Source organism: Enterobacter cloacae complex sp. I1M (assembly GCF_014982425.1).
GTDB classification, from domain to species: domain Bacteria; phylum Pseudomonadota; class Gammaproteobacteria; order Enterobacterales; family Enterobacteriaceae; genus Enterobacter; species Enterobacter intestinihominis.
The window spans coordinates 56,265-79,271 of record NZ_JADCLG010000019.1 but is presented as its reverse complement, the minus strand read 5'-3'; the positions used below and the strand labels follow the sequence as shown (position 1 = coordinate 79,271).

Here is a 23,007-nt window from a genome sequence, read left to right as displayed (position 1 = left end):
GAGAATCACCCCGAGTTTAAGAACCCACACCATTATGAATCTTACCGAATTAAAGAATACGCCGGTTTCTGAGCTGATCACTCTCGGCGAAAATATGGGACTGGAAAACCAGGCTCGTATGCGCAAGCAGGACATCATTTTCGCCATCCTGAAGCAACACGCTAAGAGTGGCGAAGATATCTTTGGCGACGGTGTGCTGGAGATACTGCAAGACGGATTTGGTTTCCTCCGCTCTGCAGACAGCTCCTACCTCGCCGGCCCTGACGACATCTACGTATCCCCTAGCCAAATCCGCCGTTTCAACCTCCGCACTGGTGACACCATTTCAGGTAAGATTCGTCCTCCAAAAGAGGGTGAACGCTACTTTGCGCTGTTGAAGGTTAATGAAGTCAACTACGACAAACCGGAAAACTCCCGCAATAAGATCCTGTTCGAGAACTTAACGCCGCTGCACGCGAACTCTCGTCTGCGTATGGAGCGTGGTAACGGGTCTACTGAAGACTTAACCGCTCGTGTGCTGGATCTGGCATCGCCAATTGGTCGTGGCCAGCGTGGTCTGATTGTGGCGCCGCCAAAAGCCGGTAAAACCATGCTGCTGCAAAACATCGCGCAGAGCATTGCTTACAACCATCCAGACTGTGTGCTGATGGTGCTGCTGATTGACGAACGTCCGGAAGAAGTGACCGAGATGCAGCGTCTGGTGAAAGGGGAAGTGGTTGCGTCAACCTTCGACGAGCCTGCTTCCCGCCACGTTCAGGTTGCGGAAATGGTTATCGAGAAGGCGAAACGCCTGGTTGAGCACAAGAAAGACGTGATCATCCTGCTCGATTCCATTACCCGTCTGGCGCGTGCCTACAACACCGTGGTGCCGGCTTCCGGTAAAGTACTGACCGGTGGTGTGGATGCCAACGCCCTGCATCGTCCGAAGCGTTTCTTCGGTGCGGCGCGTAACGTGGAAGAGGGCGGTAGCCTGACCATTATCGCGACGGCGCTGATCGATACCGGCTCCAAAATGGACGAAGTTATCTACGAAGAGTTTAAAGGTACAGGCAACATGGAACTGCACCTTTCTCGTAAAATCGCAGAAAAACGCGTCTTCCCGGCGATCGACTACAACCGTTCCGGTACCCGTAAAGAAGAGCTGCTTACCACTCAGGAAGAGCTGCAGAAAATGTGGATCCTGCGCAAAATCATCCATCCAATGGGCGAAATCGACGCAATGGAATTCCTCATTAACAAACTGGCGATGACTAAAACGAACGACGATTTCTTCGACATGATGAAACGCTCGTAACGCAAATAATCCCAGTAAACGCCACGTTTTTACGTGGCGTTTTTTATTTATGGACTATACGCTATTACCACACACTCCCAATTTTGACCGGTCGGTGCGACAATAAGAAAATTCGCACAGTAAAAATATTAATAGCTTGAATAATAAACAAATGGGTCGCAAGAGGTGTGCTTTATGCCTTCTGGCTTGATGCCATCATGGTTATACTTCTTTGACTAACATATGTTGAGAACATCCGTTGTGAACCTATTCGATACGTTTGCTGAACTCACCAGTATTTTTTTGTTCACTACTTGCTTTCTTTTTTTAGCACGTAAGGTAGCAAAATATGTCGGTTTAGTGGACAAACCTAACTTCCGTAAACGGCACCAAGGTATGATTCCCTTGGTGGGAGGAATCTCCGTTTTTGCAGGTGTTTCTTTCACTTTTGCTATCGCGGATTACTATATCCCACATGCCAGGCTGTACCTGTGCTGTGCGTCTGTTCTGGTTGTTGTGGGGGCACTTGATGATCGCTACGATATCAGTGTAAAAATTCGAGCCTTCGTGCAGGCTGCAGTTGCTCTTGCCATGATGGTGGCGGCAAACCTTCACCTTAGCAGTCTTGGATACATTTTTGGTTCTTGGGAGATGGTACTTGGGCCGTTTGGTTACTTCCTTACACTCTTTGCCGTATGGGTCGCCATCAATGCATTTAATATGGTAGATGGGATTGATGGTTTATTGGGCGGACTATCTTGTGTTTCATTTGCTGCCATTGGCATAATCTTATGGTTTGATGGTCAATACAGCCTGGCAATGTGGTGTTTTGCTATGATTGCGGCCATTCTGCCCTATATTCTTTTAAATCTTGGCGCGCTGGGCCGTCGCTATAAAGTCTTTATGGGCGATGCGGGTAGCACATTGATTGGTTTCACTATTATCTGGATCTTATTGGAAACCACTCAGGGTAAAACACATCCAATCAGCCCGGTTACAGCGCTTTGGATCATTGCCATTCCGCTGATGGATATGGTGGCGATTATGTATCGTCGTCTGCGTAAAGGAATGAGCCCATTTTCTGCGGACCGGCAGCATATTCATCATCTGATTATGCGCGCCGGCTTCACGTCTCGTCAGGCGTTTGTGCTGATTACGCTAGCGGCTGCTATTCTGGCTGCGATTGGCGTTGCTGCGGAATACGCTCATTTCATTCCTGAATGGGTAATGTTGGTATTATTCTTGCTAGCATTTTTCATGTACGGTTACTGCATCAAGCGTGCATGGAAAGTCGCGCGTTTTATTAAACGTTTAAAACGCAGGATGCGTCGGAACAGTGGCAAAAACACAACTTTAACTAAGTAAAACCGGGACTATGATGACTCAACCGTTGGCGGGAGCGAAATCAGTGGGCACTGAGAACGAGCTGGATATTCGTGGTTTGTTTCGAGTGTTATGGCAGGGCAAACTGTGGATTGTGGGGATTGGCCTGGGGTTCGCGCTGTTAGCGCTTGCCTACACCTTCTTTGCGAAACAAGAGTGGAGCGCCACGGCGATCACAGACCGACCAACGGTGAATATGCTTGGAGGCTACTACTCCCAGCAGCAATTCCTGCGTAATCTTGATGTCAAGGCCAATCTGGCGACCCCGGATCAGGCCTCGGTGATGGATGAGTCCTACAAAGAGTTTGTGATGCAGCTGGCGTCGTGGGATACACGTCGCGATTTCTGGTCCCAGACAGACTACTACAAGCAGCGCATGGTCGGTAACAGCAAAGCGGATGCCGCGCTGCTGGATGATTTAATCAACAACATTCAGTTTATGCCTGGCGATGTGCTCCGTAACGTTAGCGACAGCGTGAAGCTGATTGCGGAAACGGCGCCGGACGCCAATAACCTGTTGCGTCAGTACGTTGCTTTTGCCAGCCAGCGTGCGGCCAGTCATCTGAATGACGAGCTGAAAGGCGCCTGGGCTGCGCGTACTATTCAGATGAAAGCGCAGGTCAAACGTCAGGAAGAGGTCGCTAAGGCCATCTTCGCCCGTCGCGTGCATAATATTGAGCAGGCGCTGAAGATTGCGGAACAGCACAATATTTCCCGTAGCGAAACGGATGTTCCGGCTGACGAACTCCCTGATTCAGAAATGTTCCTTCTTGGTCGCCCAATGCTTCAGGCACGTCTGGAAAATATCCAGGCCGTAGGCCCTGACTTTGACCTTGATTACGACCAAAACCGCGCCATGCTCAATACGCTCAACGTCGGTCCAACGCTGGACCCGCGTTTTCAGACCTATCGTTATTTAAGAACGCCTGAAGAGCCTGTAAAACGCGATAGTCCGCGTCGCGCATTCCTGATGATCATGTGGGGGATTGTGGGCGCACTGACTGGCGCTGGCGTAGCGTTATTGCGTCGCCGCACAAACTAAGAACGCCGTCTACGATGAAGGCTGCGGCCTTCATCGTCTAATCGAAGAGAATCGATGTGAAAGTACTAACCGTATTTGGCACCAGGCCGGAGGCCATCAAGATGGCGCCTCTGGTTCATGCGCTGGCCAGAGATCCTGATATTGAAGCGAAAGTGTGCGTGACTGCCCAGCACCGTGAGATGCTCGATCAGGTCTTAACCCTCTTTTCTATCGTCCCGGATTACGATCTCAATATAATGAAACCGGGACAGGGACTGACGGAAATCACCTTCCGTATTCTGCAAGAATTAAAGCCTATTCTGGAGTCGTTCAAGCCGGATGTAGTGCTGGTGCACGGCGACACCACCACCACCGTGGCGACCAGCCTGGCCGCGTTCTATCAGCGTATCCCTGTTGGCCATGTCGAAGCGGGACTGCGTACCGGCAATCTTTATTCCCCGTGGCCGGAAGAGGCCAACCGTACGCTCACCGGTCACCTGGCGATGTACCATTTTGCGCCAACCGAGAACTCACGTCAGAACCTGCTGCGCGAAAACATCAGCGACAGCAAAATCTTCGTTACCGGCAATACGGTCATTGATGCGCTGATTTGGGTGCGTAACCGCGTGCTGGCTAACAGCGAGCTTCAGGCAGAACTCGCTGCGCGCTATCCGTTCCTGAACAACGGCAAGAAAACGATTCTGGTGACGGGACACCGCCGCGAAAGTTTTGGCCGTGGCTTTGAGCAAATCTGCCACGCGCTGGCTGAAATCGCCGCGCAGAATGAGGATGTGCAGATTGTCTATCCGGTGCACCTTAACCCTAACGTCAGCGAACCGGTCAACCGTATCCTGGGCCACGTGGAAAACGTGCTCCTGATAGAGCCGCAGGACTATCTGCCATTTGTCTGGCTGATGAACCACGCCTGGCTGATCCTGACCGATTCTGGCGGCATTCAGGAAGAGGCGCCTTCCCTCGGTAAGCCGGTACTGGTGATGCGCGAAACCACTGAACGTCCGGAAGCGGTCACTGCCGGTACCGTGCGTCTGGTGGGAACGGATCCGCATCGTATTGTCGAAGAGGTCACGCGCTTACTGCATGACGAAGAAGAGTATCAGGCGATGAGCCGTGCCCATAACCCGTACGGGGACGGGCAGGCTTGTGGACGTATTTTGCACGCACTTAAACACAATCGGGTAACGCTATGAGTTTTACTACCATCTCTGTTGTTGGTCTCGGCTATATCGGGCTGCCTACTGCGGCGGCCTTTGCCTCTCGTCAAAAGCAGGTTATTGGCGTAGATATCAACGCGCATGCGGTAGAAACCATCAACCGTGGCGAAATTCATATCGTGGAGCCTGATCTCGATCGTGTGGTGAAAAAGGCGGTGGATGGTGGCTTCCTGCGCGCCAGCACCACGCCGGTAGAAGCCGATGCGTACCTGATTGCGGTTCCAACGCCCTTTAAAGGCGATCATGAACCTGACATGGTTTACGTCGAGGCGGCGGCAAAATCCATTGCGCCTGTGCTGAAGAAAGGGGCACTGGTTATTCTTGAGTCCACTTCACCTGTTGGGGCAACCGAGCAGATGGCACAGTGGCTGGCCGAGGCGCGTCCCGATCTCAGCTTCCCCCAGCAGGCGGGCGACCAGGCCGATATCAACATCGCCTACTGCCCTGAGCGCGTACTGCCAGGCCAGGTGATGGTGGAACTGATTAAAAATGACCGCGTGATTGGCGGCATGACCCCAGTCTGCTCCGCGCGCGCCAGCGAGCTGTATAAGATCTTCCTTGAAGGCGAATGCGTGGTGACCAACTCCCGCACCGCCGAGATGTGCAAACTGACCGAAAACAGCTTCCGCGATGTTAACATTGCATTTGCGAATGAACTGTCGTTGATTTGCGCCGATCAGGGGATTAACGTCTGGGAACTTGTTCGCCTTGCCAATCGTCACCCACGCGTGAACATCCTTCAGCCGGGGCCGGGTGTGGGTGGGCACTGTATCGCTGTCGATCCGTGGTTTATCGTGGCGCAGAATCCGGAACAGGCACGCCTGATTCGCACCGCGCGCGAAGTAAACGACCACAAACCGCACTGGGTTATCAACCAGGTGAAAGCCACGGTGGCGGATTGCCTCGCCGACAGCGGTAAACGTGCCAGTGAGCTGAAAATTGCCTGCTTTGGTCTGGCATTCAAACCGAATATTGACGATCTTCGCGAAAGCCCGGCAATGGAAATTGCCGAAACGATCGCAGCCTGGCACAGCGGTGAAACGCTGGTGGTTGAGCCGAATATTCATGCGTTGCCGGCAAAACTTGCCGGTCACTGCACCCTTACCGCACTGGATGACGCGCTGGCGACGGCGGATGTGCTGGTGCTGCTGGTGGATCACAATGCGTTTAAAGCGGTCTCCGCTGATGCCGTGCGTCAGCAGTATATTGTTGATACTAAGGGCGTTTGGCGTTGATTACTCTCAACGGCGTGCTGGAGTCCCTTGAGTGGGAAAGCGTATTTTTTTCGCTCCCCTCAGCGATAGTGCGTCTGCGCGATAACGCTCCTGCGTTGCAGGACGCAGACTTCAGCGCCTGGCAGCGCGTACAGGCTAAGATCCCGGCGGACCGCGCCGATCTGCTGGACGCGCTCCAGCAGCACGGATTCCGGCTGGTCGAGGGCGAGGTTGATCTCTCTGTTACCGTGGCCCGCCACGGCTCACCGGGCGCGGAAATTGCAACGGAGCAGGATATCCCCGCGCTGCGCAAGATGGCGGCGCTGGCTTTCGCTCAAAGCCGTTTCCGGGCGCCCTGGTATGCGCCCGATGACAGCGGCCGCTTTTATGCCCGGTGGATAGAGAATGCGGTTAAAGGCACGTTTGACCACGTCTGTCTGGTGTTCCGTACTGCCGGTGGGCAGATTCAGGGTTTTGTTTCGCTTCGCAGGCTCAACGAGCACGAGGCGCGCATCGGTTTGTTAGCCGGGCGCGGCATGGGCGAAAAACTCATGCAGGCGGCGCTGCACTGGGCGGAGCAACAACAGGTATCGACGCTGCGGGTCGCAACCCAGATGGGCAACACCGCTGCGCTTAAACGTTATATTGCGAGTGGTGCCAGCATTGACGCCACCGCCTACTGGTTATACAGGTGACAAGATGATTCCATTTAACGCGCCTCCCGTTGTGGGCACTGAACTTGATTACATGCAGTCGGCTATGGGCAGCGGCAAGCTCTGTGGCGACGGTGGTTTTACCCGTCGCTGCCAGCAGTGGATGGAGCAACGTTTTCACAGTGCCAAGGTGCTGCTGACGCCGTCCTGTACCGCATCGCTCGAAATGGCCGCGCTGCTGCTGGATATTCAGCCCGGCGATGAAGTGATCATGCCGAGCTACACCTTCGTCTCCACGGCGAACGCGTTTGTCCTGCGCGGGGCGAAAATCGTGTTTGTGGATATCCGTCCGGATACCATGAACATCAACGAAACGCTGATTGAAGCGGCGATCACCGACAAAACGCGGGCGATTGTTCCGGTGCATTACGCGGGCGTGGCCTGTGAAATGGACACCATCATGGCCATCGCCAAAAAGCACAACCTGTTCGTGGTGGAAGACGCCGCGCAGGGCGTGATGTCCACCTACAAAGGTCGCGCGCTGGGAACCATCGGTCATATCGGCTGCTTTAGCTTCCACGAAACCAAAAACTACACCGCAGGCGGCGAAGGCGGCGCGACGCTGATTAACGATCGTGCCCTTGTGGAGCGTGCGGAAGTGATCCGTGAAAAAGGGACCAACCGCAGCCAGTTCTTCCGCGGTCAGGTGGATAAATACACCTGGCGCGATATCGGCTCAAGCTACCTGATGGCGGACTTGCAGGCCGCGTATCTCTGGGCGCAGCTGGAAGCGGCAGAGCGAATCAATCTGCAACGCCTCTCCCTGTGGCAAACCTACTACGACGCGCTGGAACCACTGGCTAAAGCCGGACGTATTGAACTGCCGACCATTCCGGCAGACTGCATCCACAACGCCCACATGTTCTATATCAAGCTGCGCGATAACGACGATCGCAGCAAGCTGATTGCCTGGCTGAAAGAGGCGGAAATTATGGCGGTATTCCACTATATTCCGCTGCACTCCAGCCCGGCTGGCGAAGCCTTCGGGATGTTTGCCGGTGAAGACCGCTACACCACCAAAGAGAGCGAACGTCTGCTCCGCCTGCCCCTGTTCTACAACCTCGCGCCGGTGAACCAGCGTACGGTGATCAATTCGCTTCTGAGTTATTTCGCCTGATATGTCTCTGGCAAAAGCGTCGGTGTGGACGGCAGCGTCCACGCTAGTAAAAATTGGCGCCGGGTTACTGGTCGTCAAGCTGCTGGCCGTCTCATTTGGTCCGTCAGGCGTTGGGCTGGCAGGGAACTTCCGCCAGCTGGTCACGGTGCTTGGCGTGCTGGCAGGTGCCGGGATATTTAATGGCGTCACCAAATACGTCGCGCAGCATCATGACGATGCCGAAAAGCTTCGCACGGTGGTGGGCACCTCCTCTGCTATGGTGCTGGGCTTCTCTACGTTGCTGGCCATCGTCTTTTTGCTGGCGGCGGCACCTGTTAGTCAGGGACTGTTCGGACACACGCACTATCAGGGACTGGTGCGCCTGGTGGCGTTCGTTCAGATGGGCATCGCCTGGGCGAACCTGCTGCTGGCGCTGATGAAAGGCTTCCGTGATGCCGCCGGGAATGCGCTGGCGCTGATCCTCGGCAGCATCATCGGCGTTATCGCCTACTACTTTTGCTATCGACTGGGCGGCTATGAAGGCGCGCTGCTGGGGCTGGCGCTGGTGCCTGCGCTCGTTGTCATTCCGGCAGCGTTTATGCTGATGCGCAGAGGCAATGTCCCGCTGAGTTACCTGAAACCGCAGTGGGACAAGATGCTGGCGGGGCAGCTAGGAAAGTTTACCCTGATGGCGCTCATCACTTCGGTAACGCTTCCCGTGGCTTACGTGATGATGCGAAACCTGCTGGCAGCGCATTACAGCTGGGATGAAGTGGGGATCTGGCAGGGCGTGAGCAGCATTTCAGATGCTTACCTCCAATTTATTACGGCTTCCTTTAGCGTCTATTTGCTGCCAACCTTATCGCGCCTGACGTCCAGGCAGGATATTACCCGCGAGATTTTTCGCGCCCTGCGTTTCGTGTTACCGGCGGTTGCGATCGCCAGCTTTACCGTGTGGTTACTGCGTGATTTCGCCATCTGGCTGCTGTTTTCGGCGAAGTTTACCGCCATGCGCGATCTGTTTGCCTGGCAACTGGTCGGCGATGTGCTGAAAGTGGGGGCATACGTTTTCGGCTATCTGGTGATTGCGAAGGCTTCGCTGCGGTTGTATATCCTGGCAGAGATCGGCCAGTTTGCGCTGCTAACGGCATTTTCTCACTGGCTGATCCCCACCTACGGTGCGCTGGGGGCGGCGCAGGCCTATATGGCAACTTATATCGTTTATTTCGCTGCCTGTTGCGGCGTATTTTTACTTTGGCGTAAACGCGCATGACTGCACTGATACACATACTGGGATCGGATATCCCGCATCATAACCAGACCGTTCTGCGGTTCTTCAACGATGAACTGGCATCCGGCACGCCCGATGCGCGTGAGTTTATGGTCGTTGGACGCGACAGCGGCCTGAGCGCGGCGTGTCCGGCATTGCATATCACCTTCTGGCCAGACAAAGCGGCGCTGACGAAGGCCGTGGTTGCTAAAGCCAAAGCGGATCGAAGCCAACGTTTCTTCTTCCATGGACAGTTCAATACCGGACTGTGGCTGGCGCTGTTAAGCGGCGGGATCAAACCTTCTCAGTTCAGCTGGCATATCTGGGGAGCGGATCTCTACGAAGTCTCCCGTGGCTGGAAGTTCCGACTTTTCTATCCGCTGCGTCGTCTGGCGCAGGCGCGCGTGGGCTGCGTTTTTGCTACCCGAGGCGATCTCAACTATTTTGCTAAACAGCACCCGAAGGTTCGCGGGGAGCTGCTCTATTTCCCGACCCGTATGGATCCGGCGCTGAACACCATGGCGAATGACACGGTTCGAGAGGGCAAGCTGACCATCCTGGTGGGGAATTCCGGCGATCGCAGTAACGAGCATGTCGCGGCGCTGAGGGCGGTGCATCAGCAGTTTGGCGACACGGTGAACGTGGTGGTGCCGATGGGCTATCCCGCCAATAACGACGCCTACATCGATGAAGTTCGCCAGCAGGGGCTTGCGCTGTTTAGCGCGGAAAACCTGCACATTCTCAGCGATAAGCTGGAATTTGATGACTATCTCGCGCTGCTGCGAAAATGCGATCTGGGCTATTTCATCTTTGCCCGTCAGCAGGGGATTGGCACGCTGTGTCTGCTGATTCAGGCGGGCGTACCCTGCGTGCTCAACCGCGAAAACCCGTTCTGGCAGGACATGGCCGAGCAGCATATTCCGGTGCTGTTTACCTCTGACACGCTTAATGTCGAGGTGGTACGGGAAGCGCAGCGTCAGCTCACGCTGGTGGATAAAAATAGCATCGACTTTTTCAGCCCGAACTACCTCACGCCGTGGCACCGCGCGCTGCGTATTGCTTCAGGAGACAACGCATGAGTCAGTTGCAGTTTAGCGGCTTGCTGGTGGTCTGGCTGCTGAGCACGCTGTTTATCGCCACGCTCACCTGGTTTGAATTCCGGCGGGTACGTTTTAACTTCAACGTATTCTTCTCGCTGCTGTTTTTGCTGACCTTTTTCTTTGGCTTCCCGCTGACCAGCATCCTCGTGTTCCGCTTTGATGTTGGCGTCGCGCCGCCGGAAATCTTGTTGCAGGCGCTGCTCTCTGCGACCTGCTTCTACGCGGTGTACTACGTCACTTATAAAACGCGCCTGCGGGCGGCAAAAGACACCACCCCCCGTCGTCCGCTGTTTACCATGAACCGGGTAGAAACCCATCTGACGTGGGTTATGCTGATGACTATCGCCCTCGTCAGCGTGGCGATTTTCTTCATGCATAACGGCTTTTTACTGTTTAAGTTGCAGTCCTATAGCCAGATTTTCTCCGCCGAAGTCTCCGGCGTCGCGCTCAAGCGTTTCTTCTATTTCTTTATCCCGGCGATGCTGGTGATCTTTTTCCTGCGTCAGGACAGCAAAGCCTGGCTGTTCTTCCTGGTCAGCACCGTCGCATTTGGCATTCTGACCTACATGATCGTCGGCGGCACCCGCGCCAACATCATTATCGCCTTCGCGATTTTCCTGTTTATTGGCATTATTCGCGGCTGGATCTCGCTGTGGATGCTGGCGGCGGCAGGCGTCTTTGGCATTGTGGGGATGTTCTGGCTGGCGCTGAAGCGCTACGGGCTGAACGTGGCCGGCGACGAAGCGTTTTACACCTTCCTGTATCTGACGCGCGACACCTTCTCGCCGTGGGAAAACCTGGCATTACTGCTGCAAAACTACGACAAGATCGAATTCCAGGGGCTGGCGCCGATTGTTCGCGATTTCTATGTCTTTATACCGACGTGGCTGTGGCCCGATCGTCCCGGCATTGTCCTGAACACGGCGAACTACTTCACCTGGGAAGTGCTGAACAACCATTCGGGTCTGGCGATTTCCCCAACCCTGATTGGCTCGCTGGTAGTGATGGGCGGAACGTGGTTTATCCTGCCTGGCGCGATCGCGGTAGGGCTGATAATAAAATGGTTCGACTGGCTATATACGCTGGGTAACGAAGAGACCAACCGCTACAAAGCCGCTGTTTTGCACAGTTTCTGTTTCGGTGCCATTTTCAATATGATCGTTCTGGCGCGCGAGGGGCTGGATTCATTCGTCTCACGCGTGGTGTTCTTTATGGTCGTTTTCGGACTCTGTCTGCTGCTGGCAAAACTGCTGTACTGGTTGTTTGACAGTGCAGGGCTTGTGCACAGACGTGAGCCACAGGGCAGCACAACGCTGTCGCAAGTCTGAGTAGGGATTATCATGACGGATACAACTTCAGCCCCGCGTTATGCACTGCGCGGGCTACAGCTGATTGGCTGGCGTGACATGCAGCACGCGCTGGATTTTCTGTTCGCGGACGGGCAGATGAAGTCGGGCACGCTGGTGGCCATCAACGCAGAAAAAATGCTGGCGGTTGAAGATAATGCGGAAGTGAAAAGCCTGATTGAAGCCGCGGAGTTTAAATACGCAGACGGTATTAGCGTGGTACGTTCAATTCGTAAAAAGTTTCCAGACGCTAATGTGTCTCGCGTGGCGGGTGCTGACCTTTGGGAGCGGCTTATGGAGCGCGCAGGCGCTGAAGGCACGCCGGTATTTTTGATCGGCGGCAAGCCAGAGGTGCTGGCGCAGACCGAACAAAAGCTGCGTAGCCAGTGGAATGTTAACATAGTGGGCAGCCAGGATGGCTATTTCAGGCCGGAAGATCGCCAGGCGTTATATGAGCGCGTGCGCGACAGCGGGGCGAAAATTGTCACTGTCGCTATGGGGTCGCCGCGCCAGGAAATACTGATGCGCGATTGCCGTCTGGTCAGCCCGGATGCGCTTTATATGGGCGTTGGCGGCACCTACGACGTCTTTACCGGCCACGTTAAGCGTGCGCCCAAAGTCTGGCAAAATCTGGGGCTGGAGTGGCTCTACCGCCTGCTCTCCCAACCGACGCGTATAAAACGACAGATTCGCCTTCTGCGCTACCTCGCCTGGCACTACACCGGGAAAATGTAATCAATATGCAGCGCGATCTGCTGTTCGCGCTGCAACGCCCCCCGCAAAACTGCTGAGTTTATGTGCAATGCATTCATTTTTTTAATGCATTGTTTGCCATTTGCCAGAATTTAAGAAACCATTCGCTCCGTATTTCAGTACCCCTCAAAACAATACCCGGCAACAAGTCGGGAAACAGCAAACACAACCGAGGAATTATGGCAGAGAAAAAACCGGAGCTTCAGCGTGGGCTGGAAGCTCGACATATTGAACTGATCGCGCTGGGCGGGACTATCGGCGTTGGCCTGTTTATGGGCTCGGCAAGCACGCTGAAGTGGGCGGGGCCTTCCGTCCTGCTGGCGTATATTATTGCCGGACTGTTCGTCTTCTTCATCATGCGCTCAATGGGCGAAATGCTGTTTCTGGAGCCGGTGACGGGCTCTTTCGCCGTTTACGCCCACCGGTATATGAGCCCGTTCTTTGGTTATCTCACGGCCTGGTCGTACTGGTTTATGTGGATGGCCGTGGGGATTTCGGAGATCACCGCCATCGGGGTCTACGTGCAGTTCTGGTTCCCGGAGATGGCCCAGTGGATACCCGCGCTTATTGCCGTAGGGCTGGTGGCGCTGGCGAACCTTGCCGCCGTTCGTCTTTACGGCGAAATCGAGTTCTGGTTTGCGATGATCAAAGTCACCACCATCATCGTGATGATTGTCGTTGGCCTTGGGGTCATCTTCTTTGGCTTCGGTAACGGCGGGCACGCTATCGGTTTTGATAACCTGACCGGGCACGGCGGCTTCTTTGCGGGCGGCTGGAAGGGCTTTCTGACGGCGCTCTGTATCGTTGTCGCCTCCTATCAGGGCGTTGAGCTGATCGGCATTACCGCAGGTGAGGCGAAAAACCCGCAGGTCACGCTGCGTAGCGCGGTAGGCAAGGTGCTGTGGCGTATCCTGATTTTCTATGTGGGCGCGATCTTCGTTATCGTGACCATTTTCCCATGGAACGAGATCGGCACCACCGGCAGCCCGTTTGTCTTAACCTTCGCTAAGATTGGCATCACGGCGGCAGCCGCCATTATCAACTTTGTGGTGCTGACGGCGGCGCTCTCCGGCTGTAACAGCGGGATGTACAGCTGCGGGCGCATGCTTTACGCGCTCTCGCAAAACAAACAGCTGCCGGCGGTGATGGGTAAAGTCTCCCGCGTGGGTGTACCGGTGGCGGGCGTAGCGGTGTCGATTGTGATTCTGCTGATTGGCTCTTGCCTGAACTACATCATCCCGAATCCGCAGCGCGTGTTTGTTTATGTTTATAGCGCCAGCGTGCTGCCGGGGATGGTACCGTGGTTTGTCATTTTGATTAGCCAGCTGCGTTTCCGACAGGCGCACAAAGAAGCGATCGCCAGCCATCCATTCCGTTCCATTCTGTTCCCGTATGCGAACTATTTGACGATGGCGTTCCTGATTTGCGTATTAATTGGAATGTACTTTAATGAAGATACCCGCATGTCGCTGTTTGTCGGGATGATCTTCCTGGCTGCCGTCACAGCTGCATATAAACTTTTTGGCCTGGGTCGCCGTGGCTCCGCCCATAAAGTGGAGGAATAAGCGGCAAAATGTGCAAACCATAACCAAACGCGCATTTTTTTCAAAAAAGCACTAGACAGCGGGGTCGGAGGTACGTAATATCCAGCCCCGCAACGGCGCTAAGCGCCCGTAGCTCAGCTGGATAGAGCGCTGCCCTCCGGAGGCAGAGGTCTCAGGTTCGAATCCTGTCGGGCGCGCCATTTTAGTCCCGGCGCTAGAGCTGCGGTGGTCTGAGAAGTAGTCAGAACCGCGTGAAAGAATACAGTGGTGGCTATAGCTCAGTTGGTAGAGCCCTGGATTGTGATTCCAGTTGTCGTGGGTTCGAATCCCATTAGCCACCCCATTATTGAAAGAGTTGTGAATTGCGAAGGTGGCGGAATTGGTAGACGCGCTAGCTTCAGGTGTTAGTGTTCTTACGGACGTGGGGGTTCAAGTCCCCCCCCTCGCACCACGACTTTTAATGAGTTGAACTAAAAATTCAAAAAAGCAGTACATCGGCGAGTAGCGCAGCTTGGTAGCGCAACTGGTTTGGGACCAGTGGGTCGGAGGTTCGAATCCTCTCTCGCCGACCAATTTTGAACCCCGCTTCGGCGGGGTTTTTTGTTTTCTGCGCTTTTTCATCCTGTAGCCATTCCCCGACAACACTCTATATCCTTGTCGCGATTCAGCGACATATAAGCCTTTAATAATAAAGAATTTATTATTTTCTCTCTTAACCTGTCTCCTGGTGACGACAGATTGCCGCCCTTAGCGCGAGTTTGTATGGCGTAAGGCGCCTCTTAACAACATAATTTCCTTTTATCTTAAAATGTTGCGCGATGTAAAAGTTATGCGTGTAAACCTGGCACATTACATGCAATAATATGCGTGTAGATGCTCATTCCATCTCTTATGTTCGCCCTACGGCCTCATAAACTCAGGAATGACGCAGAGCCGTTTACGGTGCTTATCGTCCACTGACAGATGTCGCTTCGGCCTCATCAAACACCATGGACATAACGTTGAGTGAAGCACCAAATATGTTGTCTTACAGACCTGTTTTAACGCCTGCTTTTATAGCAGGCGTTTTTTTATGGGTACAAAAAAGGAGGCCATCTGGCCTCCTGGATAATTACTGCTGCGTTCCGTTATTGTGTAGCGTAAGCAGAAGCCCATCACGCCGCATGGCTGCGGCCTCTTCCGGCTTGTGCTGCTTGTCCAGCGAATCAGCAAGCCAGGCGTAATCAAATGCGTCCGGGCGTTGCTTCAGCGCAGCGCGGAAGGCGAGACTCGCCTCCTGCCACTCGCCGTGTTTCATCAAAGACTGGCCAAGCGTACTCCACAGCAGCGGACGATCGCCCACGGTTTTGATCTGCTGGCGCAGTGCTTTTTCTATTTGTTCCGGATTGTTGGTTTTCAGACGCGGGATGACCATCACCAGGCGGTCATCATACTGTCGCTTGAGACCGTCGAGAAGGATCTCCTGCGCGGTGTCATGGTCGTCACACTCAATCAGATGTTCTGCCATCGCCACCTGAAGGGGAACCTGCTGGCGCGTTTTGCGGCTCTGGTTTTTCCACCAGGTTTTCAGGCCGTCGCTGCCAAGATCGGCGCGCGCCTGATCCATCAGGCCAATCCAGGCCAGACGCTGAAGTTCATCACGATGTTCATCATCACCCACGTCGGCTTTCGCCATGGAAGGGATAATGTCCAGCAGCGAACCCCAGGCACCTGTCCGAATGTATGCCTGCTCCGCAAGACGCAGCACTTCCGGATGACGAGGGGTAATTTCCAGCAGACGGTCAACGCCGTGACGTGCGGCATGGTTTTCATTGCGCGCCAGTTGCAGACGAACGCGGGTGATCTCAACCGGAATCGGATCCTTAGTTGAGAGCTCAGATGCGCGTTCAAGATGCTGATTGGCGCGGGCCTCATCGCCTCGCTGTTGCGCCGCCTCAGCGGCCAGCAGATAGTTAACAACCGGCTGTTCTGCATGGTCGGCATTTTTCGACATCAGCTTTTCAACCTGCTGATAGTCGCCTTCGGCCAGCTTCAGCAACGCTTGCTCGGTCTGCTTACGGGCGCGACGGCGCTTACGGCCAACGAACCAGCCGCGCGTGTGAACCCCGGTACGGAAAATCCGACGCAGGATCCATTCCACTGCCAGCAGGACGACCACACCCAGGATCAGGATGATCACCAGCCCTGTCACGCTGGTTTCGACGTTGTAGTTATCGGTCTGGATCAATACGTAACCCTGGTGACCCGCGAGCATCGGCCCCAGTACAATTCCGGCGATCAGCAGGATGAAGAGTAAGAAGACTTTTAGCATCATCACTCTCCTTGCGGCGCGCTTTCAGGCGCTGGCGCGGCGGCAGGTGCTTCAGCCGGGCGCTCTGCCGGAACGCCCGGCTGGGCCAGCAGGTTACGCACGCGCGTCTGCATGATCTTCTCCAGAATCGGCTGGCTTTCCAGCTTGTCCGGCACGTTCATGGTGATGTTTTGCTGGCTCAGCTTGTCGATATCCTCCAGGAACGCGGTCGTGGTTGCGTCATTGGTATCGTAGTAAGCACGTACCCACGTTGAAACGTTATCCAGCGCCTGTTTGTAGGTCTCTTCCTGGTGACGTGGTACGGCCTGGGCAGCCACCAGCAGGCGGGAGCGAATGTTTTCGCGCAGATAGACATCCTGGTTCGGTGCCAGCAGCGGCACGGCAGTTTCATCGCGGCGGCGAATGGTAATAAAGCTGTCCATAAAGTTCTGCCAGCTCTTTTGCAGGTTGATACGCCATTCGCTCAGGGAGCTGGAAAGCTCGGTGCCGTCAGAATCCATCGGGGAGTCATCGTCGTTGTTATCGGCCAGCTGAAGGTTATCAATCTGGTTGGAGAGCTGATTTACCTTAAGGATGATACCGTCGTAGTCGACCTGAGAAACCGCAGACAGGCTGGCGATATCTTCTGTAATAGCGCGGCGTGCGTTGATGAGGCTCGGATCGTTCATATCGGCCAGGCTTGCGTCGGCGCTTTTCAGCAGCGCGGCGGCGGTGGTGACATCCTGATCGCTCCAGAGCTTGCGCCCGGCCAGCTTCACCAGAAAATCGGCCTGTGAGAGCAGCCAGGTTTTGGCATCGGTTCCCGAAATCGTGGCGACTTTCTCCTGCACTTCGCTCAGCTGTTTGGTCAACTCTTCACGTTTGCTGTTCGCGTCGGCGAGGGCGGCAGCCTGCTGTTTGATCACGCCTTCCAGCTCAGCTTTTTGCGTCTCCTGCGCTTTCTGTAGGGCGGTGATTTGGTTAACCAGCGCGTCGCTGGTGGCCGTCTGGTTGGTGCCTTGTTTCTTCACCAGTCCGTAGAGACCCACGCCTGCGGCCAGCGCAATCGCGATGGCAATCACGCTCAGCGTGAGGCTGGTTTTATTGCTGCCGTTTTTCTTCTCAACGGTTTTGTCTGTCGTCTCTGGCTGTGACGTGGTGTCCACAGTCTCCCTGGTCTCTTCAACCACGGCGGAGGATTTTTCGTGTTCCGTCATTATGGCTTCCCATTTGAGAGTTATTGTAATGCGCGCAGCAGCGCATCGTTGTCGGCGTTATCAGCGATCCGAATATCCTGCCAGCCCAGTTCCCGGGCGTGGTTCGCCAGACGCTCGCTGACGACCAGAAGCCGACAGCGGAGTAACCAGTTTTCGCGATACCAAAGCGGAATCAGCGACCAAAGCTGTTGTAACATTTCACCGCTGGTAACCACCAGCGTATTAATGCCGCGCGCGTGCCAGCGCATGGCTTCTTCCGCGCCATCATAGTGTTTCGCACAGCGCTGATAGCACTCCACAAACGTCACGTCTGCGCCGCGTTCGCGCAGCGTTTCGCCCAGCAGTTCGCGACCACCGTTGCCGCGCAAAATGAGCGCACGCTTTCCGGCAATAGTTTGTAATTCAGGTAATTGTAGCAAGACTTCGCTGATTTCCCGATCTAACGGGTAACGAACATCGATTCCGCTCGCGGTATGTAAGGCCAGCGCCGTGGTGCGCCCGATGGCGAAATAGCGGGGTGCGTGGGGCCAGTTAACGCCCTGCTGTTGTAGCTGCGCATGGGCAAATTCCACGGCATGCTGCGATAGCGCAAAGAGCAGATCACCTTCCTGCAAGGCACGCATCTGGTCAGCGAGCGTAGGCAGCTCGCGACCGGGGGAGAATTCAATCAACGGAAAACTCCAGGCCACCTGCCCCAGTGCGCGCAGACGGCTCACTAACTGCTCTCCTGCGGGAGAAGGGCGGGTGACAAGTATGCTCATGCAGGGGGCTCTCCGTTATAGACCTCAGCCAGAATTTCACGCGCGCCATTACTCAGCAGCTCTTCCGCCAGCGATACGCCAAGCGCCTCGGCATCCTGCGGCTTGCCGCGACGTTCACCGCGAACCATCTGCGAGCCGTCCGGCGCGCCAACCAGCGCACGCAGCCACAGCTCACCGTCAGTTAATTCAGCATAGCTGCCAATTGGCACCTGACAGCCTCCTTCGAGGCGAGTATTCATCGCGCGCTCGGCTTTTACGCGAACGGCGGTATCGTCATGATTCAGCGGCGCGAGCAGTGCCTGAGTACGCGTATCATCCAGACGACACTCAATGCCGACGGCACCCTGGCCGACGGCGGGCAGCGACAGCTCCGGCGGCAACGCCACGCGAATACGTTCTTCCAGCCCCAGGCGTTTCAGGCCCGCAACCGCAAGAATAATGGCATCGTAGTCGCCGTTATCCAGCTTGCCAAGGCGTGTGCCGACGTTCCCACGCAGCGAGCGAATCACCAGATCCGGGCGACGTTCAGCCAGCTGACACTGGCGGCGTAAACTTGACGTGCCGACCACGCTGCCTGCCGGCAACGCATCAAGCGAGTCATAGCGATTAGAGACAAACGCATCGCGCGGATCCTCGCGCTCGCAGATGGTCACCAGCCCCAGCCCTTTCGGGAACTCAACGGGCACATCCTTCATCGAATGCACGGCGATATCGGCGCGGTTCTCAAGCAATGCCAGCTCCAGCTCTTTGACAAACAGACCCTTTCCGCCCACTTTGGCCAGCGGCGTATCAAGAATGACATCGCCACGCGTGACCATTGGCACCAGCTCAACGCGTAATCCGGTGTGGCAGGCTTCCAGGCGCTGCTTAACATAATGTGCCTGCCAGAGCGCAAGAGGACTTTGGCGTGTGGCAATTCTCAAAACATTGTCTAACATGCTTGTTACCGTCATTATCAATCGCTAACCATCCTAACATTGTTGACACTCGGATGGCAGTTTTACGGTTGATGAAGAGTGAGAGGGACAGGGCGGCGTTCGCGTCAGCCACCGCCGTATTCAGGAATTTACACGTACAGAACGGTGCTACACTTGTATGTAGCGCATCTTTCTTTACGGTCAACCGGCAAGGTGTTAAATTGATCACGTTTTAGACCATTTTTTCGTCTGTACCACCAGAAAACAACAAGGCGAAAAAGGGTAACGGTTATTTTTTGAAATACTGCGGGTCCGCTGCTTGTTCTGTTTTGACTGGCGTGCGACACCCGGAAACATCAGGCGATACGTCTTGTACCTCTATATTGAGACTCTGAAACAGAGACTGGATGCCATCAATCAATTGCGTGTGGATCGCGCGCTTGCTGCCATGGGCCCTGCTTTCCAGCAGGTATACAGTCTACTGCCGACATTGTTGCACTATCACCATCCGCTAATGCCGGGTTACCTCGATGGTAACGTTCCCCAGGGCATTTGCCTCTTCACGCCTGATGAAACCCAACAGCACTATCTGACTGAACTTGAGCTTTATCGTGGTATGCCGCCGCAGGTTTCGCCGAAAGGCGAGCTGCCGATTACCGGGGTTTACTCCATGGGCAGCACGTCATCGGTTGGGCAAAGTTGTTCTTCTGACCTGGATATCTGGGTCTGCCATCAGTCCTGGCTCGACAATGAAGAGCGCCAGCTGTTGCAGCGTAAATGCAGTCTGCTGGAGAGCTGGGCGGCGTCGCTCGGCGTGGAAGTGAGCTTCTTCCTGATTGATGAAAACCGTTTCCGCCATAACGAAAGCGGCAGTCTGGGTGGTGAAGACTGCGGCTCGACTCAGCACATTCTGTTGCTGGATGAGTTTTACCGTACTGCGGTTCGCCTGGCCGGAAAACGTATTCTGTGGAATATGGTGCCGTGCGATGAAGAAGAGAATTATGACGACTACGTCATGTCGCTTTACTCGCAGGGCGTACTGACGCCAAACGAGTGGCTGGATCTAGGCGGTCTGAGCTCCCTGTCCGCCGAAGAGTACTTTGGTGCAAGCCTCTGGCAGCTCTATAAGAGCATTGATTCACCGTACAAAGCGGTGCTGAAAACCCTGCTGCTGGAAGCCTACTCCTGGGAATACCCCACGCCGCGTCTGCTGGCGAAAGATATTAAGCAGCGTCTGCACGACGGGGAGATCGTCTCCTACGGGCTTGATGCCTACTGCATGATGCTGGAACGCGTCACCGAATACCTGACTGCCATTGATGACGCCACGCGTCTTGACCTGGTGCGTCGATGTTTCTATCTCAAAGTCTGTGAAAAACTGAGCCGCGAGCGCGCCTGCGTTGGCTGGCGCCGTGAAGTGGTCAGCCAGTTAGTCAAAGAGTGGGGATGGGACGAAGCGCGTCTCGCCATGCTCGACAACCGCGCCAACTGGAAAATCGATCAGGTGCGCGAGGCGCACAACGAGCTGCTTGATGCGATGATGCAGAGCTACCGCAACCTGATCCGCTTTGCCCGCCGTAACAACCTTAGCGTTTCTGCCAGCCCACAGGATATCGGGGTGCTGACCCGTAAACTGTACGCCGCGTTTGAAGCGTTGCCGGGCAAGGTAACGCTGGTGAACCCACAGATTTCGCCTGACCTGTCTGAACCGAATCTGACCTTTATCTACGTGCCGCCGGGCCGCGCAAACCGCACCGGGTGGTATCTGTACAACCGTGCGCCAAGCATGGATTCGATCATCAGCCATCAGCCGCTGGAGTATAACCGCTACCTTAACAAGCTGGTGGCCTGGGCCTGGTTTAACGGCCTTCTCACCTCACGCACCCGGTTGTTTATCAAGGGCAACGAGGTGGTCGATTTAGCCAAATTGCAGGAGATGGTGGCGGATGTCTCGCACCACTTCCCACTGCGTCTGCCTGCGCCGACGCCAAAAGCGCTCTACAGCCCGTGTGAGATTCGCCATCTGGCGATCATCGTCAACCTGGAATACGACCCGACGGCGGCCTTCCGCAATCAGGTGGTTCACTTTGACTTCCGTAAGCTGGACGTCTTTAGCTTCGGTGAGCAGCAAAACTGCCTGGTGGGCAGCGTGGATCTGCTGTACCGCAACTCGTGGAACGAAGTGCGTACCCTGCACTTTAACGGCGAGCAGGCGATGATCGAGGCGCTGAAAACGATCCTCGGCAAGATGCACCAGGACGCCGCGCCGCCGGACAGCGTGGAGGTGTTCTGCTACAGCCAGCACCTTCGCGGCCTGATTCGTACCCGCGTGCAGCAGCTGGTGTCTGAGTGCATCGAATTGCGTCTTTCCAGCACCCGGAATGAAACCGGACGCTTTAAAGCGCTGCGCGTCTCCGGCCAGACCTGGGGGCTGTTCTTTGAGCGCCTGAACGTGTCGGTGCAGAAGCTGGAGAACGCCATTGAATTCTACGGCGCGATTTCACACAACAAACTGCATGGCCTGTCGGTTCAGGTGGAAACCAACCACGTTAAGCTGCCGCAGGTGGTGGATGGCTTTGCGAGTGAAGGGATTATTCAGTTCTTCTTCGAGGAGTCGGGCGATAACGCCGGGTTTAATATCTACATTCTGGATGAAACCAACCGTGCCGAGGTGTATCACCACTGTGAAGGCAGCAAAGAGGAGCTGGTGCGCGACGTCAGCCGGTTCTATTCATCCTCGCACGATCGCTTTACCTACGGCTCAAGCTTTATCAACTTCAACCTGCCGCAGTTCTACCAGATTGTGAATGTGGATGGACGAGCGCAGGTGATCCCGTTCCGTACGCAGGCGATTACCCCTGCGGCGCCCGCTAACCAGGAAACTGCGCCGCTGTTGCAGCAGTATTTCTCCTGACCCTTTTCGCCGGGTGGCGCTAACGCTTACCCGGCCTACGGTCCGAGCTGCTGTTGCCGGGTGGCGCTAACGCTTACCCGGCCTACGGTCTGAGCCGCTGTTGCCGGGTGGCGCTAACGCATACCCGGCCTACGGTCCGAGCTGCTGTTGCGGTTGGCGCTCACACTTACCCGGCCTACGGTCCGAGCTGCTGTTGCGGTTGGCGCTCACGCTTACCCGGACTATGGTTCGAGCCGTTGTAGGCCCGGTAAGGCGTAGCCGCCACCGGGCAACAAAACTACCTGAAACTCACGTCCTCGCCCGCCTGCGCCGTCGCCGCCTGCTCCAGCAGATCCCAGAACGTTTCGCCGCTGCGGTCGCAGACCCACTCGTCACCTTTCAGATCAAAGTGATAGCCGCCCTGTTTCGCCGCCAGCCACACCTGGTGAAGCGGCTCCTGACGGTTAATAATAATCTTGCTGCCGTTTTCGAAGCTTAAGGTCAGGATCCCTCCGTTGATTTCACAATCGATATCGCTGTCGCCGTCCCAGTCGTCGATACGCTCTTCGATGGTCATCCACAGGGTATCGGCAAGGCGATGAAATTCACTGTCGTTCATGGTTTTATTCCTGTTTTTCGTGATGGCGGCAGTATAACGCTAAATAATTCCCGTTGCAGGAAAGCGGCAAACTCTTGCTTTTGTGTCTTCTCCTGCGATGATAGAAACAGATTTGAACTTACGGGCAACCTCTACATGAAAAACGTCTTTCGAACGCTTGCCGTTCTTGTCACTCTGTTTAGCCTGACCGGCTGTGGACTGAAGGGACCACTGTACTTCCCGCCAGAGGATAAAAACGCACCACCGCCGACAAAACCAGTGCAAAGTGGTATCGAGTCATCTACGCCGGATACCAACGATCGCGGCAATAACGGCGGCCCGACTCAGGTCAATCTCTGACGATTACGTTCTGTACCCGCGCAATG

At 55.2% G+C, this 23,007-nt stretch carries 19 protein-coding genes and 4 tRNA genes; 18 read left to right on the top strand and 5 right to left on the bottom strand.

Features of this window, described 5'->3' with window-relative positions; genetic code table 11:
* Positions 1-34 precede the first annotated feature (34 nt).
* The 16 genes from rho to INF86_RS11595 all read left to right on the top strand — a co-directional run bounded on the left by rho (position 35) and on the right by INF86_RS11595 (position 14,517).
* Entirely contained in the window at positions 35-1,294 is a 1,260-nt protein-coding gene (gene rho, locus INF86_RS11670) for a transcription termination factor Rho (protein WP_001054528.1), read from the top strand.
* Between the two features lie 240 nt (positions 1,295-1,534).
* The gene (gene wecA, locus INF86_RS11665) at positions 1,535-2,638 is read left to right on the top strand and encodes a UDP-N-acetylglucosamine--undecaprenyl-phosphate N-acetylglucosaminephosphotransferase (RefSeq protein ID WP_022646645.1); all 1,104 of its coding nucleotides are present in this window, start codon (positions 1,535-1,537) and stop codon (positions 2,636-2,638) included.
* 13 nt (positions 2,639-2,651) lie between these two features.
* Positions 2,652-3,698, top strand: a complete 1,047-nt coding sequence (gene wzzE, locus INF86_RS11660) for an ECA polysaccharide chain length modulation protein (RefSeq protein WP_105322887.1) — start codon at positions 2,652-2,654, stop codon at positions 3,696-3,698.
* 56 nt (positions 3,699-3,754) lie between these two features.
* Positions 3,755-4,885 carry a non-hydrolyzing UDP-N-acetylglucosamine 2-epimerase gene (wecB, locus tag INF86_RS11655; RefSeq protein ID WP_193543556.1) on the top strand — a complete coding sequence of 377 codons (1,131 nt, stop codon included), beginning with the start codon at positions 3,755-3,757 and terminating at the stop codon, positions 4,883-4,885.
* Positions 4,882-6,144: a UDP-N-acetyl-D-mannosamine dehydrogenase gene (gene wecC, locus INF86_RS11650; RefSeq protein WP_023299034.1), complete on the top strand. Its 1,263-nt coding sequence runs from the start codon at positions 4,882-4,884 to the stop codon at positions 6,142-6,144. The genes wecB and wecC overlap by 4 nt, the downstream gene beginning before the upstream one ends.
* Complete coding sequence (gene rffC / locus INF86_RS11645; RefSeq protein WP_046621722.1) at positions 6,141-6,818, top strand: dTDP-4-amino-4,6-dideoxy-D-galactose acyltransferase; 678 nt, start codon at positions 6,141-6,143, stop codon at positions 6,816-6,818. The genes wecC and rffC overlap by 4 nt, the downstream gene beginning before the upstream one ends.
* A 4-nt stretch (positions 6,819-6,822) precedes the next feature.
* Positions 6,823-7,953: a dTDP-4-amino-4,6-dideoxygalactose transaminase gene (rffA, locus tag INF86_RS11640; protein ID WP_022646650.1), complete on the top strand. Its 1,131-nt coding sequence runs from the start codon at positions 6,823-6,825 to the stop codon at positions 7,951-7,953.
* 1 nt (position 7,954) lies between these two features.
* A complete protein-coding gene (wzxE, locus tag INF86_RS11635; RefSeq protein WP_193543555.1) occupies positions 7,955-9,205 on the top strand; it encodes a lipid III flippase WzxE in 1,251 nt (416 codons plus the stop codon).
* Entirely contained in the window at positions 9,202-10,281 is a 1,080-nt protein-coding gene (locus INF86_RS11630) for a TDP-N-acetylfucosamine:lipid II N-acetylfucosaminyltransferase (protein WP_038415039.1), read from the top strand. The genes wzxE and INF86_RS11630 overlap by 4 nt, the downstream gene beginning before the upstream one ends.
* Positions 10,278-11,630 (top strand): ECA oligosaccharide polymerase, encoded by a 1,353-nt coding sequence (gene wzyE, locus INF86_RS11625; protein WP_193543554.1) that lies wholly within the window; start codon positions 10,278-10,280, stop codon positions 11,628-11,630. The genes INF86_RS11630 and wzyE overlap by 4 nt, the downstream gene beginning before the upstream one ends.
* 12 nt (positions 11,631-11,642) lie before the next feature.
* On the top strand, positions 11,643-12,383 hold the full coding sequence (gene wecG, locus INF86_RS11620) for a lipopolysaccharide N-acetylmannosaminouronosyltransferase (protein WP_015570015.1): 741 nt from the start codon (positions 11,643-11,645) through the stop codon (positions 12,381-12,383).
* Between the two features lie 197 nt (positions 12,384-12,580).
* Entirely contained in the window at positions 12,581-13,966 is a 1,386-nt protein-coding gene (locus tag INF86_RS11615; protein WP_022646654.1) for an amino acid permease, read from the top strand.
* Between the two features lie 102 nt (positions 13,967-14,068).
* Positions 14,069-14,145, top strand: a tRNA-Arg gene (locus INF86_RS11610).
* A 67-nt stretch (positions 14,146-14,212) separates the two neighbouring features.
* Positions 14,213-14,288: transfer RNA gene (locus tag INF86_RS11605), tRNA-His, on the top strand.
* Positions 14,289-14,309: 21 nt separating this feature from the next.
* A tRNA-Leu gene (locus INF86_RS11600) sits at positions 14,310-14,396 on the top strand.
* 44 nt (positions 14,397-14,440) lie between these two features.
* A tRNA-Pro gene (locus INF86_RS11595) sits at positions 14,441-14,517 on the top strand.
* A 539-nt stretch (positions 14,518-15,056) separates the two neighbouring features.
* Here INF86_RS11595 and hemY read toward each other — a convergent pair.
* Genes hemY through hemC form a run of 4 tightly spaced genes read right to left on the bottom strand, consistent with a single transcriptional unit; the run spans position 15,057 to position 19,151 of the window.
* Positions 15,057-16,256: a protoheme IX biogenesis protein HemY gene (gene hemY / locus INF86_RS11590; protein ID WP_032622057.1), complete on the bottom strand. Its 1,200-nt coding sequence runs from the start codon at positions 16,254-16,256 to the stop codon at positions 15,057-15,059.
* Positions 16,257-16,258: 2 nt separating this feature from the next.
* On the bottom strand, positions 16,259-17,452 hold the full coding sequence (hemX, locus tag INF86_RS11585; RefSeq protein ID WP_022646657.1) for a uroporphyrinogen-III C-methyltransferase: 1,194 nt from the start codon (positions 17,450-17,452) through the stop codon (positions 16,259-16,261).
* A 20-nt stretch (positions 17,453-17,472) separates the two neighbouring features.
* On the bottom strand, positions 17,473-18,213 hold the full coding sequence (gene hemD / locus INF86_RS11580) for a uroporphyrinogen-III synthase (protein WP_023299041.1): 741 nt from the start codon (positions 18,211-18,213) through the stop codon (positions 17,473-17,475).
* The gene (gene hemC / locus INF86_RS11575) at positions 18,210-19,151 is read right to left on the bottom strand and encodes a hydroxymethylbilane synthase (protein ID WP_180243285.1); all 942 of its coding nucleotides are present in this window, start codon (positions 19,149-19,151) and stop codon (positions 18,210-18,212) included. The genes hemD and hemC overlap by 4 nt, the downstream gene beginning before the upstream one ends.
* A 349-nt stretch (positions 19,152-19,500) precedes the next feature.
* Here hemC and cyaA point away from each other — a divergent pair, with 349 nt between their 5' ends.
* A complete protein-coding gene (cyaA, locus tag INF86_RS11570; RefSeq protein ID WP_023299043.1) occupies positions 19,501-22,044 on the top strand; it encodes a class I adenylate cyclase in 2,544 nt (847 codons plus the stop codon).
* Between the two features lie 277 nt (positions 22,045-22,321).
* Here cyaA and cyaY read toward each other — a convergent pair whose 3' ends face one another.
* Positions 22,322-22,642, bottom strand: coding sequence for an iron donor protein CyaY (cyaY, locus tag INF86_RS11565; protein ID WP_003860816.1), 321 nt, complete (start codon positions 22,640-22,642; stop codon positions 22,322-22,324).
* 135 nt (positions 22,643-22,777) lie between these two features.
* Here cyaY and INF86_RS11560 point away from each other — a divergent pair, with 135 nt between their 5' ends.
* Entirely contained in the window at positions 22,778-22,981 is a 204-nt protein-coding gene (locus INF86_RS11560; protein WP_006812373.1) for a lipoprotein, read from the top strand.
* Positions 22,982-23,007 lie beyond the last annotated feature (26 nt).

Coding starts and splice junctions, on each gene's coding strand:
- INF86_RS11630 (WP_038415039.1), top strand. CDS start 9,202: ATGACTGCACTGATACACATACTGGGATCGGATATCCCGCATCATAAC.
- wecC (WP_023299034.1), top strand. CDS start 4,882: ATGAGTTTTACTACCATCTCTGTTGTTGGTCTCGGCTATATCGGGCTG.
- wzzE (WP_105322887.1), top strand. CDS start 2,652: ATGACTCAACCGTTGGCGGGAGCGAAATCAGTGGGCACTGAGAACGAG.
- rffA (WP_022646650.1), top strand. CDS start 6,823: ATGATTCCATTTAACGCGCCTCCCGTTGTGGGCACTGAACTTGATTAC.
- wzyE (WP_193543554.1), top strand. CDS start 10,278: ATGAGTCAGTTGCAGTTTAGCGGCTTGCTGGTGGTCTGGCTGCTGAGC.
- wzxE (WP_193543555.1), top strand. CDS start 7,955: ATGTCTCTGGCAAAAGCGTCGGTGTGGACGGCAGCGTCCACGCTAGTA.
- cyaY (WP_003860816.1), bottom strand. CDS start 22,642: ATGAACGACAGTGAATTTCATCGCCTTGCCGATACCCTGTGGATGACC.
- INF86_RS11615 (WP_022646654.1), top strand. CDS start 12,581: ATGGCAGAGAAAAAACCGGAGCTTCAGCGTGGGCTGGAAGCTCGACAT.
- rho (WP_001054528.1), top strand. CDS start 35: ATGAATCTTACCGAATTAAAGAATACGCCGGTTTCTGAGCTGATCACT.
- hemD (WP_023299041.1), bottom strand. CDS start 18,213: ATGAGCATACTTGTCACCCGCCCTTCTCCCGCAGGAGAGCAGTTAGTG.
- INF86_RS11560 (WP_006812373.1), top strand. CDS start 22,778: ATGAAAAACGTCTTTCGAACGCTTGCCGTTCTTGTCACTCTGTTTAGC.
- hemY (WP_032622057.1), bottom strand. CDS start 16,256: ATGCTAAAAGTCTTCTTACTCTTCATCCTGCTGATCGCCGGAATTGTA.
- wecG (WP_015570015.1), top strand. CDS start 11,643: ATGACGGATACAACTTCAGCCCCGCGTTATGCACTGCGCGGGCTACAG.
- hemX (WP_022646657.1), bottom strand. CDS start 17,452: ATGACGGAACACGAAAAATCCTCCGCCGTGGTTGAAGAGACCAGGGAG.
- hemC (WP_180243285.1), bottom strand. CDS start 19,151: ATGTTAGACAATGTTTTGAGAATTGCCACACGCCAAAGTCCTCTTGCG.